This is a genomic window from Streptomyces sp. NPDC055400 (genome assembly GCF_053644375.1).
The window spans coordinates 410,240-426,275 of the sequence record NZ_JBSHLM010000009.1; the positions used below are offsets into that span (position 1 = coordinate 410,240).

The window sequence follows — 16,036 nt, forward strand, 5'->3', positions numbered from 1 at the left end:
AACCACCGTCGCGTTACACCGCCATCGGAATATCCCAAATATGGCCAGGTAATCGGCAACTTGCCTAAATGCCCGAGCGCGGGATCCATTTCGCCGTCGAACTCCTCACATCATTGTGCCCATTGCGTGCGCTCTTCGTGATGCCTTTATGTGAATGGCTCACTTACCGTTCATGACGCGGCGGACGGTGAGTGCCCGCATCCCCGGAGGTGCGGCGTGACGCAGATTCCGTCCATCGGCATCGTGCCGAATGCGGCGAGTTGGGGCTCTCACGTCGGCGTCCGGAGCGTGACTCGGAGCTGCGGCATGTGACGTAGTGCACCTGGATGTCTTGACTGCGGAGGTGGCATGATCCGGGAGCGTGACGCCCCGCAACCCGACAGTTCGCCCATTCCGGGCGACGGAAGGACATGCGCATGTTCCGTAAGGTGCTCGTCGCCAACCGCGGAGAGATCGCGATCCGGGCGTTCCGCGCCGGCTTTGAGCTAGGGGCTCGAACCGTCGCGGTGTTCCCTCATGAGGATCGCAACTCACTGCACCGGATGAAGGCGGACGAAGCCTACGAGATCGGCGAGGCCGGGCACCCCGTACGGGCCTATCTCTCCGTCGAGGAGATCATCCGTGCGGCGCGCAGGGCGGGCGCCGACGCCATTTATCCCGGGTACGGCTTCCTGTCCGAGAACCCCGAGCTGGCGCTCGCGTGCGAGCGTTCCGGCATCACGTTCGTCGGACCGAGCGCCGAGACGCTCGAACTGACGGGGAACAAGGCGCGCGCCGTGGCCGCGGCCCGCGCGGCCGGCGTCCCGGTCCTCGGTTCCTCGCAGCCCTCGACCGACGTCGACGAGCTGGTCCGGGCGGCCGACGATCTCGGATTCCCGGTCTTCGTCAAGGCCGTGGCCGGTGGCGGCGGGCGCGGCATGCGGCGCGTGGAGGACCCGGCGACGCTGCGCGAGTCGATCGAGGCCGCGGCCCGCGAGGCCGAGTCGGCGTTCGGCGACCCGACCGTCTTCCTGGAGAAGGCCGTCGTCGAGCCCCGGCACATCGAGGTGCAGATCCTCGCAGACGGCGAGGGCCGCGTCATCCATCTCTTCGAGCGCGACTGCTCCTTGCAGCGCCGCCACCAGAAGGTGATCGAGCTGGCGCCCGCGCCGAACCTCGATCCCGAGGTGCGCGAGCGGATCTGCGCCGACGCCGTGAAGTTCGCCCGGCAGATCGGCTACCGCAACGCGGGCACCGTGGAATTCCTCCTCGACCCCGCCGGACAGCACGTCTTCATCGAGATGAACCCGCGGATCCAGGTCGAGCACACGGTGACCGAGGAGGTCACCGACGTGGACCTCGTCCAGGCGCAGCTGCGGATCGCCGCCGGTGAGACGCTGGACGACCTCGGCCTGTCCCAGGACACCGTCCGCCTCCACGGCGCCGCACTGCAGTGCCGGATCACCACCGAGGACCCGGCCAACGGCTTCCGCCCCGACACCGGCAAGATCAGCGCCTACCGTTCCCCGGGCGGCTCCGGCATCCGGCTGGACGGCGGCACCACCCATGCCGGTACGGAGATCAGCGCCCACTTCGACTCGATGCTGGTCAAACTGACCTGCCGGGGACGGGACTTCGAGACCGCGGTCGGCCGGGCCCGGCGTGCCGTGGCCGAGTTCCGTATCCGCGGTGTGTCGACGAACATTCCCTTCCTCCAGGCCGTTCTCGACGATCCCGACTTCGCCGCCGGACGCGTCACCACGTCGTTCATCGAGAAGCGGCCGCATCTGCTGACGGCGCGTCACTCGGCCGACCGCGGCTCGAAGTTGCTCACCTACCTCGCCGACGTCACGGTCAACAAGCCGCACGGCGAGCGGCCCCCGCTGATCGACGCCACCACCAAGCTGCCGCGGCTGCCCGAAGGCGAACCGCCCGCCGGCTCCCGGCAGAAGCTGACCGAGCTCGGCCCCGAGGGCTTCGCCCGGTGGCTGCGCGCCTCCCCCACGATCGGCGTCACCGACACCACGTTCCGCGACGCGCATCAGTCGCTGCTCGCCACCCGTGTCCGTACCAAGGACCTCCTCGCCGCGGCGCCGGCCGTGGCACGGACGGTGCCCCAGCTCCTTTCGCTGGAGTGCTGGGGCGGCGCGACCTACGACGTCGCGCTGCGCTTCCTCGCCGAGGACCCGTGGGACCGGCTCGCCGAACTGCGCGCGGCGGTGCCCAACATCTGCCTGCAGATGCTGCTGCGCGGCCGTAACACGGTCGGCTACACGCCGTACCCCACGGAGGTGACCCACGCCTTCGTGGAAGAGGCCGCCGCGACCGGTATCGACATCTTCCGTATCTTCGACGCCCTGAACGACGTGGGTCAGATGCGGCCCGCGATCGACGCGGTGCGGGAGACCGGCTCGGCGGTCGCGGAGGTCGCCCTGTGCTACACCTCCGATCTGTCCGACCCGTCGGAGAAGCTCTACACGCTCGACTACTACCTGCGTCTCGCGGAGCAGATCGTGGACGCGGGCGCCCATGTGCTCGCGGTCAAGGACATGGCGGGGCTGCTGCGCGCGCCCGCAGCGGCGAAGCTGGTCTCGGCGCTGCGCAGGGAGTTCGATCTGCCCGTACACATCCACACGCACGACACCGCGGGCGGTCAGCTGGCCACCTATCTCGCGGCGATCCAGGCCGGCGCCGACGCGGTGGACGGGGCGGTGGCCTCGATGGCGGGCACCACCTCGCAGCCGTCCCTTTCGGCGATCGTCGCCGCCACCCATCACTCGGAACGGCCGACCGGCCTCGATCTGCAGGCCGTGTGCGATCTGGAGCCGTACTGGGAGAGCGTGCGCAAGATCTACGCGCCGTTCGAAGCGGGCCTGTCCTCGCCGACCGGCCGCGTCTACCACCACGAGATCCCGGGCGGCCAGCTCTCCAATCTCCGGACGCAGGCCATCGCTCTCGGGCTCGGCGACCGCTTCGAGGACATCGAGGCGATGTACGCCGCCGCCGACCGGATCCTCGGCCATCTCGTGAAGGTCACCCCCTCGTCCAAGGTGGTCGGCGACCTTGCACTGCACCTCGTGGGGGCCGGGGTGTCACCCCAGGACTTCGAGGCCGAGCCGGACTCGTTCGACCTCCCGGCCTCGGTCATCGGATTCCTGCACGGCGAGCTGGGCATGCCGCCCGGCGGGTGGCCGGAGCCGTTCCGCACCAAGGCGCTGCAGGGCCGCGCCGGACCCGAGCCGATGCGTGAACTGTCCGTTGAGGAGCGCGCCGGTCTCGCGAAGGACCGGCGGTCGACGCTGAACCAACTGCTGTTCCCCGGGCCGACCAAGGACTTCGAGAGCCACCGGCAGGCGTTCGGCGACACCAGCGTGCTGGCCAGCAAGGACTTCTTCTACGGCATCAGCCCCGGGCGCGAGTACTCCGTGGACCTGGAACCCGGCGTCCGGCTGCTCATCGAGCTGGAGGCCATCGGCGAGGCGGACGAGCGCGGGGTACGCACCGTGATGGCCACTCTGAACGGTCAACTGCGGCCGATCCAGGTACGGGACCACTCCGTGGCGTCCGATGTCCCGGTGACCGAGAAGGCGGACAAGTCCAACTCGAACCACGTCGCGGCGCCGTTCGCGGGTGTGGTCACGCTGGCGGTGGCCGAGGGCGACACGGTGGAAGCCGGCGCGACGGTGGCCACGATCGAGGCGATGAAGATGGAGGCCTCCATCACCGCCCCGAAGGGTGGCACGGTGTCCCGGCTCGCCATCAACGCGATCCAGCAGGTGGAGGGCGGCGACCTGCTGGTCGAACTCGCCTGACGCGTGACGCCCGACGCCTGATCCCTGACCTGTGCGTCGCTGAGGAATGCCGGGCGAATCCACCCCCTGTGTCTCTCACGTCGCAGGCCCCGGGCCGGCCGCACTTCGGCTGGCCCGGGGCTTACGCGTCCGTGGGGCGGGCGATGCGCATCACCGAGCGCGGGCCGTCTAGGACATCATCTGACCTACATGGGTCATAGCGTGGTTGTTGTCCGACGGAGCAGAAACATGTGGAGGCGTAACCATGGCTGTCAACGAGCTGGACACCCAGGACCAGGCAGAGGCCCCGGACGTCACCGGCGAGCGTGCCGAGTGGCTGGAGTCGCTGGACAAGCAGCGGAACTTCCTGCGCTTCACCGCCCGTGACCTCACCGACGAGCAGGCCGGGACGCGGACCACCGCGAGCGCGCTGTGCGTGGGCGGTCTCATCAAGCACGTCACCGAGGTCGAGCGGACCTGGGTGGACTTCATCCTCAACGGCCCTTCCAGCACGGTCGACTTCACGGCCATGACCGAGGCCGACTGGGCCCGTCGGGAGGAAGGGTTCCGGATGCTGCCCGGTGAGACCCTTGACGGTGTGCTGGCGGCCTACGAGGAGGAGGCCCGCCGGACCGATGACGTGGTCGCCACCCTGCCCGACCTGGATGTCACGTGGCCGCTGCCGAAGGCCCCGTGGTTCGAGCCGGGCGGACGGTGGTCGGCCCGCCGGGTGCTGATGCACATCGTCGCCGAGACCGCTCAGCACTGCGGGCACGCCGACATCATCCGCGAATCGTTCGACGGGGCCAAGACGATGGGCTGACCGGCTGCGTGCCGGGGCCTGTCTTCACATTCCCGTCGTCCGCCCGGAGGGCGGGCCCCGCGGCGTCTGGTGCGTGCAGCTGCAAGGCGGAGGAGGGCGTCGACGCGATGGGGGTCCCCCAGCTCGACGGCGGGGTCGATCCAGTCGATGTAACAGGAAGCGTCCTGCGAGAGCACCATCCGGTCGGCGTAACCCCGTCGGCACATCTCCACCACCGTCTCGGCCCGGGCCTCGAAGGTGGTCTCGAGGTTGATCCCGAACCGGTCCATCCCGAGCTCCTGGAGCACCCGGATCTCACGGGGGTATGTGCAGGCCGTCGTACGTTCCTTGGAGAGCCCGATCAGCTCCCGAGTGCTGTAACGGCGCCCTACGCATACCGTCCAGTCGGTAGGGGGTCAAGGGATTGCGCACGGGGCCGCCGAAGAGCGGCCCCGGCCTCCGGCCCTGCCTCAGGTTCGCGGCGCTCGGCCTCCCGTCGCGTGGGTCAGCTCCCGTCGGCCACTGAGGACGTTCAGGGCGGCCTGACATGCCATCACGATGCGCACGTTGTCCTCGGCGCCCTTGACCGCGATGCGCACGGTGCGCCCCTCGTACTGCGGCGACAACGGCGACAGATCGCGCAGGTACACGTCGTGGCGGTGGCACTCGTTCACCAGCTGTGCGGCACTCGGTCCGGCGGGCGGCAGCGTCACGGTGAGGAAGTTCGCCACGGATTCCTCCACGACCAGGGCCTCGTCAAGTCCGGCCAGATCACGGGCGAGTCGGCTGCGCAACGACCGGGTGCGAAGCCAGCAGTCGCTGTAGTACTCCGGGTCGCGCAGGGCTGCCACTGCGGCCAGCTGTGCCGGGAGACTGACCGGCCATGGCGGTGTCCATCGTCGTAGCTGCGCCGCAGTGAGCGGCACGGCCACCAGGTACGCGGCGCGCATGCCGGACAGCGCGTACATCTTGGACAGTGAGCTGCAGACCACTACCCGGGGGTCCGTCGCGGCGAGGCCGGCCAGTGACTCGGTCAGGTCGGCGTAGCCCAGGTATGCCTCGTCGATCCACCAGCGCGTTCGGGCCGGCGAGGCGGCGATCAGCGAGCGCAACTCCGCAGCCGGTGCGTGGCGTCCGGTCGGGTTGTTCGGGTTGACCACCACCACGAGGTCGTAGTGACCGGCCCTCACGACTGCGGACAGCCGGTCCGGGTCGATCCGCCAGCCGTCCTCGCGGCGCAACGGGAAGCGGTCCACACGGCATCCGATGACCCTTTCGGTGACATGGGCGTACTCGCCGTAGCCCGGATCCATCAGCAGCACCCTGCTCTCAGGGGTCAGCCAATGGCCGAACGCCCTGAAGATGAGGTCGGATGAACCGGCGCCGACCGCGAGCGACTCCGTCGGCAGCCCTCGCGCCGTGGCGATCTCCGCCAGCAGGCCCTCGGCGCCGGCCGGCGGCGAGGTCCGGGCGGCCCAGGCCGGATCTTCCGCGAGCGCCGCCCGCACACCCGGTGCGGGCGGGAACCAGGCGTCCAACACGTCGGCCGCCACGACCTGTTGGCGTCGGTGCAGCGTACGGAAGTCCGCCCCGATGGCGGTGAACGAGGCTCCGCCGTGTTCACAGCCGTCCGGCCGCGTTGCGAACGGCATGTCGAGCTGCCAGTCCACCACGGAGCCGAGACGCTTCAGCGTGGTGCGACAACGGTCCATCGCGCAGTGCGTCAGATCGCTGACGCTCGCGGTCAGCACCTCGAACGTCAGCGCACCGCTGCGGACGGTGTGTCCGACCGGACGCAGTCCGGCGGACACGTACATGTCGAGCAGGTCGGTGCGCCCCATCGCCACCACCTGCCGGCCACCCCGGGCGGCGATCCAGCGCAGCGCCGCGTACATCAGCAGGAGTGCCGCCGCGGTGGTCCGCCAGCGTGGCTCGACCGTGAGGATGCGCACCTCGAACACGTCGCTCTGGCCCAGAAGCGGCAGTTGGTCGCGCGTCAGGTACTTGTCGAGCGCGTACCGCCCCAACCAGGGCGGGGTCACACTGACAAAGCCGATTCGGGCCGCTCCTCTCGCCGCGACCAGGTAGACGTTCTCACCGTCCAGTCCGTCGCGAAGCTGCCCGCCCGGATCCGGCGCGTGCTGGCCCAGCTCCCGTGCGTACACCCGATGGCGCAGGCCGTAGATCCACTGAAGATCCTCCGGAGTGGCAACGCGCAGCTGCAGGGTATGGCCGCCCATGAGCACCTCTCTCAACTCGGATGGAGGGACTCATGGTGGGGAACAAGGCCCCAGCCGCATCAGAGCCAAGTGACGTGGCCGGCTGAGTACGCGTACTCAGGCGCAGCGGTCCTCCCGCGTGCTGGTCAGTAGCGCTCGGCCGTGCCGAGGTACTGCTCGGCGAAGGCGGCTGCCGCGACCGGCGAGGTGAACAGGCGTCGCAACCGGGCGAGCGTGGTGCCCGTCCGGAACGGCTCCCCCGCAGCCGACCCGTGATAGACGTCGGACAGCCATTGCGAGAACTCCTGGTAGTCCCATACGCGACGCAGGCAAGCCTCCGAGTAGCCCTGCAGACCGCCGTCGCGGCCGGCGCTGTCGCTCCCGGCGTCCTGCGTGAGGTGCGCGACCAGCGCGTCGCCGAGAAGGAAGGCGTCGTGCAGGGCGAGGTTCATGCCCTTCGCCGCGATCGGCGCCACGAGGTGGGCCGCGTCGCCGGCGAGGAACAGCCGCCCGGACGCCATCGGCTCGACGACGTAGTCGTGCATGTCGAGCATCCGCTTCTCGATCAGGCGCCCCTCGACCAGCTCCGGGGCTCCCTCGGCGGCGAGCCGTCGGCGCAGCTCGGCCCATACGCGCTCGTCGGACCAGTTCGCCGGGTCGTCGCCGGGCGGGCACTGGAGGTAGTAACGGGTCACCTCGGGACCGCGAGGCATCTGTCCGGCGAATCCGTCCTCATGGATCCCGAAGAGCACGCAGTCGGAGGAAGGCGGCGCCTCGGCCAGCAGGGACAGCCAGCCTATTCCGTAGTCGTGCCGCGCGACCCGGAACTGATCGTCGGGCAGTGCGCGCCGCGTGACGCCACGCGCACCGTCACACCCTGCGACGAAGTCGCAATGAATCACTTGCCGTTGACCGGACCGAGGACAGGTGTACGACACCGATGGCCGGTCGGTGTCGACGTCGTGCACCTGCACGTCCCGGACGCCGAACCTGATGTCGCCGCCCCGTACGTCGGCGTACTCACGCACCAGATCCGTGACGAGCAAGGGCTGCGGGTACACGAAGTGGTGACGCCCCGCCACCTCTCCGTACTCGAAGCGGTGCGGGCGGCCGTCGAACCGGAATTCGCACGCGGTGTGGCGCTGCGCCTTCTGCAGCAGGTTCTCGCCGAGGCCCCGCTGCTCCAGGGCGCGAACCGCCCACTCCTCGATGATCCCGGCGCGCGGTCGCTGCTCGATGAACTCCCGCGTCTCGGTCTCGAGGACGACGCAGTCGACCCCGGCGCGTCTCAGGATGTTCCCGACGGTCAGCCCGGCGGGGCCGGCGCCCACCACGACTACCGAAACACGTTGTGGAGCAGGGGCATTGGGACGCTGAAGAGGGTTCACGCGGACAGTATTCTGCACGGGGTGAAGCCCGGTCACACCGGTGGTCCCGCCCAGGGAGCCAGGCGTTCGCCCGCGGCCGGCCTTCGCGCCAGTACCGGAATACGGTTCCCTGAGTGACCGCCGCCGTTCGCGGGCCGCGTCGGTACCCCTCTCCTCCCTTGTGAACGGGAGGGACCGCGCGACTCGGACGGCTTGCACCGCGGATTCGGCTCGACGGCGGCTACCGTCGCCCTATGGAGCGAGAGCGAACCAGCGCGATCCGTGCAGTCCTCATCGACATCGACGGCGTGCTCACAGTGTCCTGGGAGCCTCTCCCCGGTGCCGTCGAGGCCATGGAACGGCTGCGCGCCGCGGGACTCCCCCTCGCGCTGGTCACCAACACGACCTCGCGTACACGCGCCTCGATCTGCGCACGCCTTACGGAGGTGGGGTTCCCCGTCACGTCCGACGACATCCTCACAGCCCCTGCCGTCACGGCCGCCTACCTCCGGGAGCACCACCCGGGCGAGCGCTGTCTACTCCTCAACTCCGGTGATATCCAGGACGATCTGACGGGCGTGACGCTCGTGGGTGAGCCGGAAGGACGCGCAGGCCCAGAGTCGGACGTGGACGTGGACGTTGACGTCATCGTGGTCGGGGGCGCAGGCGACGCGTTCGACTACACGGCCCTCAACCGCGTCTTCCACCATCTGCAGCGCGGAGCACACCTCGTGGCCATGCACCGGAACCTCTACTGGCGCACGGCCGACGGGCTCGACCTCGACTCCGGCGCCTTCCTCCTCGGCCTCGAGCGGGCTTCCCGGGTCGAGGCGAAGATCACCGGTAAACCGTCCGAGGCGTTCTTCGCCGCCGCGCTCGCCCACCTGGGCGCCGATCCGTCCGCGACGCTCATGGTGGGCGACGACATCGAGTCCGACGTGCTCGCCGCCCAGCGCGACGGTGTCACCGGCGTCCTCGTCAAGACCGGCAAGTACCGTCCGGAGACCCACCGTTCGGCCGACGGCACACCCGACCACGTGATCGACTCCTTCGCCGCGCTCCCCGACCTCCTCGAACGCCTGGCCTCGGACTCTCGTTGAGCCGCGGCAGGCCCTACTTGTTGCTCTTCCAGAGGGTCAGCGTGGTGACGTAGTCAGGCATGTCGCGCGACAGGCCTTGCTTGGTGTCGGGCACGACGTCGGTGATGCGAAGCATCGCCAGGTTGCCTTCGCTGGTGACGGTGCACAACACCATGCCCTTGGTCAGCGTTTTCCCCGCGTCCAGGTCATCGCCGGGGATCGCGGCCGGGAGCGCATCGGTGTCCACTCCCATGCTGCACGCCTCGGGCGTGGTGCCGGTACTCCTGCCCATGGGGGTGAGAAAGCGCAGGTCGGCGTCGCCCCAGTCCTGGTAGGTGAGTTCCGTGCCGCCGTCCTGGCCGATCTCGCCGTCGGGGAAGAGCTTCGGCGCTGGAGCCGGTAGCCGGCTGTCTCGCGCGGATCGACGGGGTCGAGCGGGGCCAGGATGTCGTCGATGCCGTTGGTCACGGCAGCTCACCCTATGACATGTGACGGTACGTCAAAGTGCCTTGTGGTGAGGCCCTATGATGAACTGGATCACGCCGTGCGGGCGCCGACGGTACGACCTGCCGCGGAACATCACGATCTCCGCGTTCTCGTGTCCTGCGCGTCATCGTGACGACACGCTGTCCGGTCCGACTGGACCTCCCCATACGTCGCGTCGTCTCGGTTGCGTTCGGTTCCAACGGGGACGTGTGCTTCTGACGCTGCCTGTCTATGGCGCCTGTCCGGCCTCGCCCCCTGGGGCGCGAGCGGCCTGACGCGGCGGGTGTCGCCTCGTGTGGCATGTGATGCCTCATTGGGCGCAGGTGTCCCGTCCTAAGTCGTACGTGTGTTGGGGCGCCGTGGACCGCAGGCTCGCAGTATGAGGGGTTCTGGCAGGGGGTCGCGAGGATCGTCGGCGGGCAGTTCCCGTGTCCGCATTGCGGGCTGCCGCAAGATCGGGTGGCCACGCTCGAGCACGACTGGGTGCTCCTGGAGCCCGGGATGCGGGTGCCGGCACATCTGGTGCCGGCGGAGCATCGGTGGATCGAGCTGTCCGACGGCCGGGTGGCGATGTATGGCGTGTGTCCCGTGGACGGGACGCAGCGGTGCCGGATCGAGCATCGGCTGGCTTGCGCCGGGCAAAGACGGCCCGATCTGTGGCCGTGGCTGACGACGCTGCGGGAGGAGAACAAGCGGATGGCGCGGCGCCGGGAACCCCCGGCGCCGCCTCCCGGAGACGACCAACTGCCCGACGTGGGGTGACCTTCCTGGCGGACGGGGCCGGCCAGCCGGGCGTAAGCGATGGGGCGGTCCACGGGGTGGTGGCCCTGCGGGTCGACCACCCTGTCGGCGAAGGCGCGTCAGTGGTGCCGGCCGTGACGCCCGAGCGTCTCCACGGGGGTCGCGTCGGGGCGGGTCCACTGCGGCACGGGGCGGCTGGTCGGGCCCCAGGTGGCGTTCCCGTCCGCGTCCGTGCGCCAGTACCAGCAGATCGGCGCGCCATGCCCACCCACCGGCGAGCCGGCCTCAGCGGCCTCGGGCCAGCCCTCGGGGTTGTCCTCCCACCCCTCGCGGCGGCCGTAGGGCGTCATGTCGAGCAGGCCCAGGGACCCGTTGACCCGCTCGTTGCCACGCCCCGTCGTGGAGTAGGTGAGGAACACGCGGTCGCCGTCGCGCAGGAAGCAGGTGACGTACCCCATTGCTCCGCCGACCGGCTCGTCCAAGTCGCGCACCGAGTACCAGGGCTGGGTGTAGCCCATGAACTCGACGAAGGAGGCCACCTCGTCCCACGGGCCCGTCGTCAGGATGGCGAACGAGACGCCACGGGCGTTGAGGTAGACGGCGTCCTGCATGGACCACGCCGTGGTGGTGCAGCCCTCGCACTGCCCCTGCGGCGGCGCGCCGTCGTACCACATGTGCTTGTAGACCACGAGCTCGTCGCGGCCCTGGAAGAGGTCCAGGAACGGGACCGGGCCGTCGGGTCCGACGACCTCGACCTTCCCGTCGAACTCCACCATCGGCAGCCGGCGCCGGGCCGCGGCGATGGCGTCGGCCTCGCGGGTGTGGGCCTTCTCGCGGACCAGCAGCTCGTCACGGGCGGCCTGCCAGGTGGCCAGGTCGACGATGGGCGGACGGCCGGGCAGCTCGGCGGCCGGGTCGCTCGGTGTGATCGTCATGGTGTCCTCCGTGGTGTCTCTTGCCGGGCAGCGTCATACAGCGTTCTACGACGGTCACCAGAACAGACTCGCGACCCGGCCGGAACTCATCGCGGCAGGGGCACCCTGCCGAGCCTGCACGGACCTGGTCGGACCGGCAAGTTCACACACATCCCCATGGACACACGGCGCCCTGGGTCGTCGAGCTGCAGAGCGGCGGCGATCACGTGCAGGACCGCGCCGGAGACACCGGTGGTCTGGCCGCGTGGGAGCACCTCACGGCCGGCCTAGCCGACGGGAGCCGAGGCCCCGGACGGCTAGACGAACCGCACCTCTGGATACCTTGACGAGGGGCCGTCCAGGACGTGGCCGTCGGCGTGCCCGCGGAGCCAGCGGTCGAAGAACGCGGTCACATACGCCCGCTGCGCGGCGATCGCCCGCGCAGCCGGCACCGTCCCCACCAACCCGGTCACCGTCTCCTCCGGCAGCCCCAACTGCCGTGCGATCTGCGGAATCAGCGATGTGGCATCGGTGTACGTCGCATGCTGCGCGCCGCCCAGCAGCAGGTCCCGGTGCCAGCCGTCGCTGTGCTCCCACAGCGCGCGCCAGGACGGCACGTTCGTACGGTCGTTGCCGTCCATACCCATCAGGAGGAACGGCCCGCCCAGCCCGTCGCGGGCCACCGAGGACAGCTCTCCCTCGTCGTGGTCGTCCGATACGTAGGCGATCACCCCGTCCAGATTCGCCGCCGCCGCGATCCGGCCGTCGTCGTGCATCGTCTGCAGCGCCGCGAAGCCGCCCGCCGACTGCCCGAACATGCCGACGGGCGCGCGCTCCAGGCGGCCGGTGGCGAACGCCCGCTCCACCTCGTCCAGTACGAACCGCGTGTCGGCCACCCGGACCGCGCTCGTCTTCTTCATCAGAGCGACGACCGCCTCGGGCCCCTGTTTCAGCGCCCGTTCGAACTCCTGCGGAAGCAGGGTCGTTTCGACCCGCCCACCGGGGAACTCCACTGCCGACGCATCGTAGGTGTGGTCGATCGCCACTACTGCGTACCCGTGCGACGCCAGTTCGTCCGTCAGGGTCGTACCCAGGGTGCGCGGGTCACCCACTCCCGGCGAGTACAGCACCACCGGCCGCGGGCCACGCCGGTCCGGCGGCGCGCCGAGGTGGGCGAAGGTCCGTGTCGCGCCCCAGTCGATACGGCCCTTCGGCAGGTCGCCGAAGTTGTTCACACGGTCGAAGCCGGCCGCCTCGCCCTTCGTCATCTGCGGCACGCGCGGGTGCGCGGCGACGGAGCGGGCCGGGTACCGCACATCGACCATCAGCTCACGCCGGCGACCGGGAACCCACGGATCCGCGCGTTCCCGGTCCACCAGCCGCAGCGCCACGGTCCCCACGCCGTACGGCCCGGTCGGCGCGGGCAGCTTCATCCGTGCCATGCGGGGCGTACCGGCCGCTGCCGTCGCGGTCGCCGTCGCGCTGGGTCCGCCCGTTGCCGCCCAGCCGAGGGCGAGCGCGGAGGCGGCGGCCAGTACGCGGCGCCTGCTCGTCGTGCCGGCGTCGATATCGGTGGTGCTGTCGGCGCTGATGTCGGCCTTGGTGTCGGCGTTGGTGTTGGTGTTGGCGTCCATGCCGCAAGCTTCACCGGATACCCACCCGCGTCACCATCCGGCAGCCCAGACCATCTGGTTGGGGGAAATCCCCCACGCAACACACGCGTTCAGTGCCCCGCGCCACCCTCGACGAGACGCCTCAGCGAGGGGAGCAGAGCATCGAGGTCCTGTCCGGTACGGAAGGCCACGAGGGTGGTGCCGCCGGGGCCGGATTCGCCGGTGCCGGAGGGTGCGGGGAAGAGGGCGAGCACTTCGCGCATGGCCTCGTCCATCTCCGCCACCGGGTCGGAGGTCTCGCCCCGGAGCCAGCGGCGCAGTACGTGGTTGTGGGCCGCGACAACGGAGGCCGCCATGAGTTCGGCGCGCAGTGACGCCGACTCGGTGGGGTCACCCATCCAGTCCGCGATGAACTCGCGGAACAGCCGCTGGTACCTGGCCACACTGGCGATCTCCCGGTCCCGCAGGACCGCCACCTTGCTGGTCAGCGTGTACCGCCGCCGCGCGAGGTCGCCCTCGTCGATGTAGTGCAGCAGCACCAGGCGGACCGCGTCGGAGACGGCGATCAGGCCGGTGCTGTGGCTTGAGGTGGCCAGCCTGTCCTTGATCAGCGCGAGCAGCCGGTCATGGTCGGGGAAGATCACGTCTTCCTTCGACCGGTAGTGCCGGAAGAACGTCGTGCGGCCCACTCCGGCTCGCTCGGCGATCTCGTCGACGGTGGTCTGCTCGTATCCGCGCTCGTCGAAGAGCGCGAAGGCGGCGTCCGCGAGTCGGATCCGCGCGGCTGGCTTACTCATGACCATCCATCCTCACTCATGGCCGCCCATCCTTCCCTGTCTCGGTGCCCGGAAGCCACTTGCCGGAGTCAACGGTACTGAGTACCGTTGATACGACATCGAGTACCAAAGGAGGTCCGGCGTGGGTTCCGAGGCACAGAGCGAGTCCGGTCTGCCCATCCAGCCGCTCTACGACGGTTGGTCGCTGACGGATTTCGACGCGGACGCCAAGCTCGGCGCCCCGGGAAAGTTCCCGTACACGCGAGGCGTGTATCCGTCGATGTACACCGGCCGGCCGTGGACGATGCGGCAGTACGCCGGATTCGGCACGGCGAAGGAGTCCAACGAGCGCTACCACGAGCTGGTCGGCGCCGGAACGGGCGGCCTGAGCGTCGCCTTCGACCTGCCGACGCAGATGGGCTACGACTCGGACGAGTCGATCGCCCGCGGCGAGGTGGGCAAGGTCGGCGTGGCGATCGACTCGATCGAGGACATGCGCACACTGTTCCAGGGCCTGCCTCTGGACAAGGTGTCCACGTCGATGACGATCAACGCCCCCGGCTCGGTGCTGCTCCTGCTCTACCAGCTCGTCGCGGCCGAGCAGGGCATCTCCGGTGACCAGCTGACCGGCACCATCCAGAACGACGTGCTCAAGGAGTACATCGCCCGGGGCACGTACATCTTCCCGCCGAAGCAGTCCCTGCGGCTGATCAGCGACATCTTCGCGTACTGCCACAAGGAGCTGCCCCGCTGGAACACGATCTCCATCTCGGGCTACCACATGGCCGAGGCCGGAGCCACGCCCGCGCAGGAGATCGCCTTCACCCTCGCCAACGCGAAGGAGTACGTGCGCGCCGCGCTCGCCGCCGGCCTCGACGTCGACGATTTCGCACCGCGCCTGTCGTTCTTCTTCGTCGCCCGGACGACGCTGCTCGAAGAGATCGCCAAGTTCCGCGCCGCCCGCCGCATCTGGGCCCGCATCATGCGCGACGAGTTCAAGGCCAAGAACCCCAAGTCCCAGATGCTGCGCTTCCACACCCAGACCGCCGGGGTCCAGCTGACCGCGCAGCAGCCCGAGGTCAACCTCGTACGGGTCGCCCTCCAGGGCCTCGGCGCGGTCCTCGGCGGAACGCAGTCACTGCACACCAACTCCTACGACGAGGCCATCGCCCTTCCCACGCAGAAGGCGGCGCGGCTCGCCCTGCGCACACAGCAGGTCATCGCCTACGAGACCGACGTGACCAAGACCGTCGACCCGTTCGCCGGGTCCTACGTCATGGAGTCGATGACGGACGATGTCGAGGCGGCGGCCCTTGAGCTGATCCAGGCCGTCGAGGACCGCGGCGGCGCGGTGGCGGCGATCGAGCAGGGATTCCAGAAGTCCGAGATCGAGAAGTCCGCTTACCGGATCGCGCTGGAGATCGACCACCAGGAACGCACCGTGGTCGGCGTCAACAAGTACGCCCTCGACGAGGAAGAGCCGTACGAGCCGCTGCGGGTCGACCCCCAGATCGAGATCGACCAGTGCGAACGCCTCGCGACCCTGCGCAAGGAACGCGACAACGAAGCCGTCGAGCAGGCTCTCGAAGCGCTGCGCGACGCGGCGCGCGGCACCGACAACGTCCTGCCCCCGATGCGCGAGGCGCTGCGCCTGCGCGCCACGGTCGGCGAGGTCTCCCACGCCCTGCGCGACGTGTGGGGCGTTCACGTCCCGCATGACACGTTCTGGTCCTCCCTGTTCCCTTCGATCCGTCCGATCCTTGCGATCCGTTCGATACTTCCGATCCTTCCGATGACCAGTGAGCCCGGTGGAGCAATCAGTGAACGACATCGACATCCACACAACCGCGGGAAAGCTCGCGGACCTGCAGCGCCGGATCGAAGAGGCCACCCACGCCGGCTCCGCGCGCGCGGTGGAGAAGCAGCACGCCAAGGGCAAACTGACGGCCCGTGAACGCATCGAACTGCTCCTGGACGAAGGCTCCTTCGTAGAACTCGACGAATTCGCCCGCCACCGCTCCACCGCCTTCGGCCTGGACGACAACCAGCCCTACGGCGACGGCGTCGTCACCGGCTACGGCACCGTCGAAAACCGCCCCGTAGCCGTCTTCTCCCAGGACTTCACCGTCTTCGGCGGAGCCCTCGGCGAGGTCTACGGCCAGAAAATCATCAAGGTCATGGACTTCGCCCTCAAAACCGGCTGCCCCGTCATCGGCATCAACGACTCCGGCGGCGCCCGCATCCAAGAAGGCGTCATGGCACTGGGCAT

The 16,036-nt window shown here is 69.4% G+C and carries 13 protein-coding genes; 6 read left to right on the top strand and 7 right to left on the bottom strand.

What is annotated here, in order from left to right; translation table 11 throughout:
* Window positions 1–416 precede the first annotated feature (416 nt).
* Window positions 417–3,791: a pyruvate carboxylase gene (locus ACWIGU_RS25415; RefSeq protein ID WP_454403997.1), complete on the top strand. Its 3,375-nt coding sequence runs from the start codon at window positions 417–419 to the stop codon at window positions 3,789–3,791.
* 244 nt (window positions 3,792–4,035) lie between these two features.
* Window positions 4,036–4,593, top strand: coding sequence for a DinB family protein (locus tag ACWIGU_RS25420; RefSeq protein ID WP_454403998.1), 558 nt, complete (start codon window positions 4,036–4,038; stop codon window positions 4,591–4,593).
* Here ACWIGU_RS25420 and ACWIGU_RS25425 read toward each other — a convergent pair.
* The 3 genes from ACWIGU_RS25425 to ACWIGU_RS25435 form a co-directional block, all read right to left on the bottom strand.
* A complete protein-coding gene (locus ACWIGU_RS25425; RefSeq protein ID WP_454403999.1) occupies window positions 4,530–4,862 on the bottom strand; it encodes a phosphotriesterase family protein in 333 nt (110 codons plus the stop codon). The two genes, ACWIGU_RS25420 and ACWIGU_RS25425, sit on opposite strands and share 64 nt — an antisense overlap.
* Before the next feature lie 180 nt (window positions 4,863–5,042).
* Window positions 5,043–6,812: a pyridoxal phosphate-dependent aminotransferase gene (locus ACWIGU_RS25430; RefSeq protein ID WP_454404000.1), complete on the bottom strand. Its 1,770-nt coding sequence runs from the start codon at window positions 6,810–6,812 to the stop codon at window positions 5,043–5,045.
* 125 nt (window positions 6,813–6,937) lie between these two features.
* A complete protein-coding gene (locus ACWIGU_RS25435; RefSeq protein ID WP_454404001.1) occupies window positions 6,938–8,179 on the bottom strand; it encodes a 4-hydroxybenzoate 3-monooxygenase in 1,242 nt (413 codons plus the stop codon).
* Between the two features lie 233 nt (window positions 8,180–8,412).
* On the opposite strand from ACWIGU_RS25435, the gene ACWIGU_RS25440 reads away from it, so the two are divergent.
* A complete protein-coding gene (locus tag ACWIGU_RS25440) occupies window positions 8,413–9,258 on the top strand; it encodes an HAD-IIA family hydrolase (protein WP_454404002.1) in 846 nt (281 codons plus the stop codon).
* A 13-nt stretch (window positions 9,259–9,271) separates the two neighbouring features.
* On the opposite strand, the gene ACWIGU_RS25445 is transcribed toward ACWIGU_RS25440, so the two are convergent.
* Window positions 9,272–9,715 carry a hypothetical protein gene (locus ACWIGU_RS25445; protein ID WP_454404003.1) on the bottom strand — a complete coding sequence of 148 codons (444 nt, stop codon included), beginning with the start codon at window positions 9,713–9,715 and terminating at the stop codon, window positions 9,272–9,274.
* Window positions 9,716–10,131: 416 nt separating this feature from the next.
* Between ACWIGU_RS25445 and ACWIGU_RS25450 the strand changes: the two genes are divergently transcribed.
* A complete protein-coding gene (locus tag ACWIGU_RS25450) occupies window positions 10,132–10,485 on the top strand; it encodes a DUF6083 domain-containing protein (RefSeq protein ID WP_454404027.1) in 354 nt (117 codons plus the stop codon).
* Between the two features lie 98 nt (window positions 10,486–10,583).
* Here ACWIGU_RS25450 and ACWIGU_RS25455 read toward each other — a convergent pair whose 3' ends face one another.
* From ACWIGU_RS25455 to ACWIGU_RS25465, 3 genes are all read right to left on the bottom strand, one after another.
* On the bottom strand, window positions 10,584–11,399 hold the full coding sequence (locus tag ACWIGU_RS25455) for a DUF899 family protein (protein ID WP_454404004.1): 816 nt from the start codon (window positions 11,397–11,399) through the stop codon (window positions 10,584–10,586).
* A 296-nt stretch (window positions 11,400–11,695) separates the two neighbouring features.
* Window positions 11,696–13,012 carry an alpha/beta hydrolase family protein gene (locus ACWIGU_RS25460; RefSeq protein WP_454404005.1) on the bottom strand — a complete coding sequence of 439 codons (1,317 nt, stop codon included), beginning with the start codon at window positions 13,010–13,012 and terminating at the stop codon, window positions 11,696–11,698.
* A gap of 89 nt (window positions 13,013–13,101) precedes the next feature.
* Window positions 13,102–13,788, bottom strand: coding sequence for a TetR/AcrR family transcriptional regulator (locus ACWIGU_RS25465; protein WP_454404006.1), 687 nt, complete (start codon window positions 13,786–13,788; stop codon window positions 13,102–13,104).
* A 121-nt stretch (window positions 13,789–13,909) separates the two neighbouring features.
* Between ACWIGU_RS25465 and ACWIGU_RS25470 the strand changes: the two genes are divergently transcribed.
* Together ACWIGU_RS25470 and ACWIGU_RS25475 are read left to right on the top strand one after the other, a co-directional pair.
* Complete coding sequence (locus tag ACWIGU_RS25470) at window positions 13,910–15,721, top strand: acyl-CoA mutase large subunit family protein (RefSeq protein WP_454404007.1); 1,812 nt, start codon at window positions 13,910–13,912, stop codon at window positions 15,719–15,721.
* The coding region (locus tag ACWIGU_RS25475; RefSeq protein WP_454404028.1) for a carboxyl transferase domain-containing protein at window positions 15,603–16,036 on the top strand (434 nt) is incomplete at its 3' end. The genes ACWIGU_RS25470 and ACWIGU_RS25475, both read left to right, overlap by 119 nt.

Coding starts and splice junctions, on each gene's coding strand:
- ACWIGU_RS25415 (WP_454403997.1), top strand. CDS start 417: ATGTTCCGTAAGGTGCTCGTCGCCAACCGCGGAGAGATCGCGATCCGG.
- ACWIGU_RS25420 (WP_454403998.1), top strand. CDS start 4,036: ATGGCTGTCAACGAGCTGGACACCCAGGACCAGGCAGAGGCCCCGGAC.
- ACWIGU_RS25425 (WP_454403999.1), bottom strand. CDS start 4,862: ATGGACCGGTTCGGGATCAACCTCGAGACCACCTTCGAGGCCCGGGCC.
- ACWIGU_RS25430 (WP_454404000.1), bottom strand. CDS start 6,812: ATGGGCGGCCATACCCTGCAGCTGCGCGTTGCCACTCCGGAGGATCTT.
- ACWIGU_RS25440 (WP_454404002.1), top strand. CDS start 8,413: ATGGAGCGAGAGCGAACCAGCGCGATCCGTGCAGTCCTCATCGACATC.
- ACWIGU_RS25455 (WP_454404004.1), bottom strand. CDS start 11,399: ATGACGATCACACCGAGCGACCCGGCCGCCGAGCTGCCCGGCCGTCCG.
- ACWIGU_RS25460 (WP_454404005.1), bottom strand. CDS start 13,012: ATGGACGCCAACACCAACACCAACGCCGACACCAAGGCCGACATCAGC.
- ACWIGU_RS25465 (WP_454404006.1), bottom strand. CDS start 13,788: ATGAGTAAGCCAGCCGCGCGGATCCGACTCGCGGACGCCGCCTTCGCG.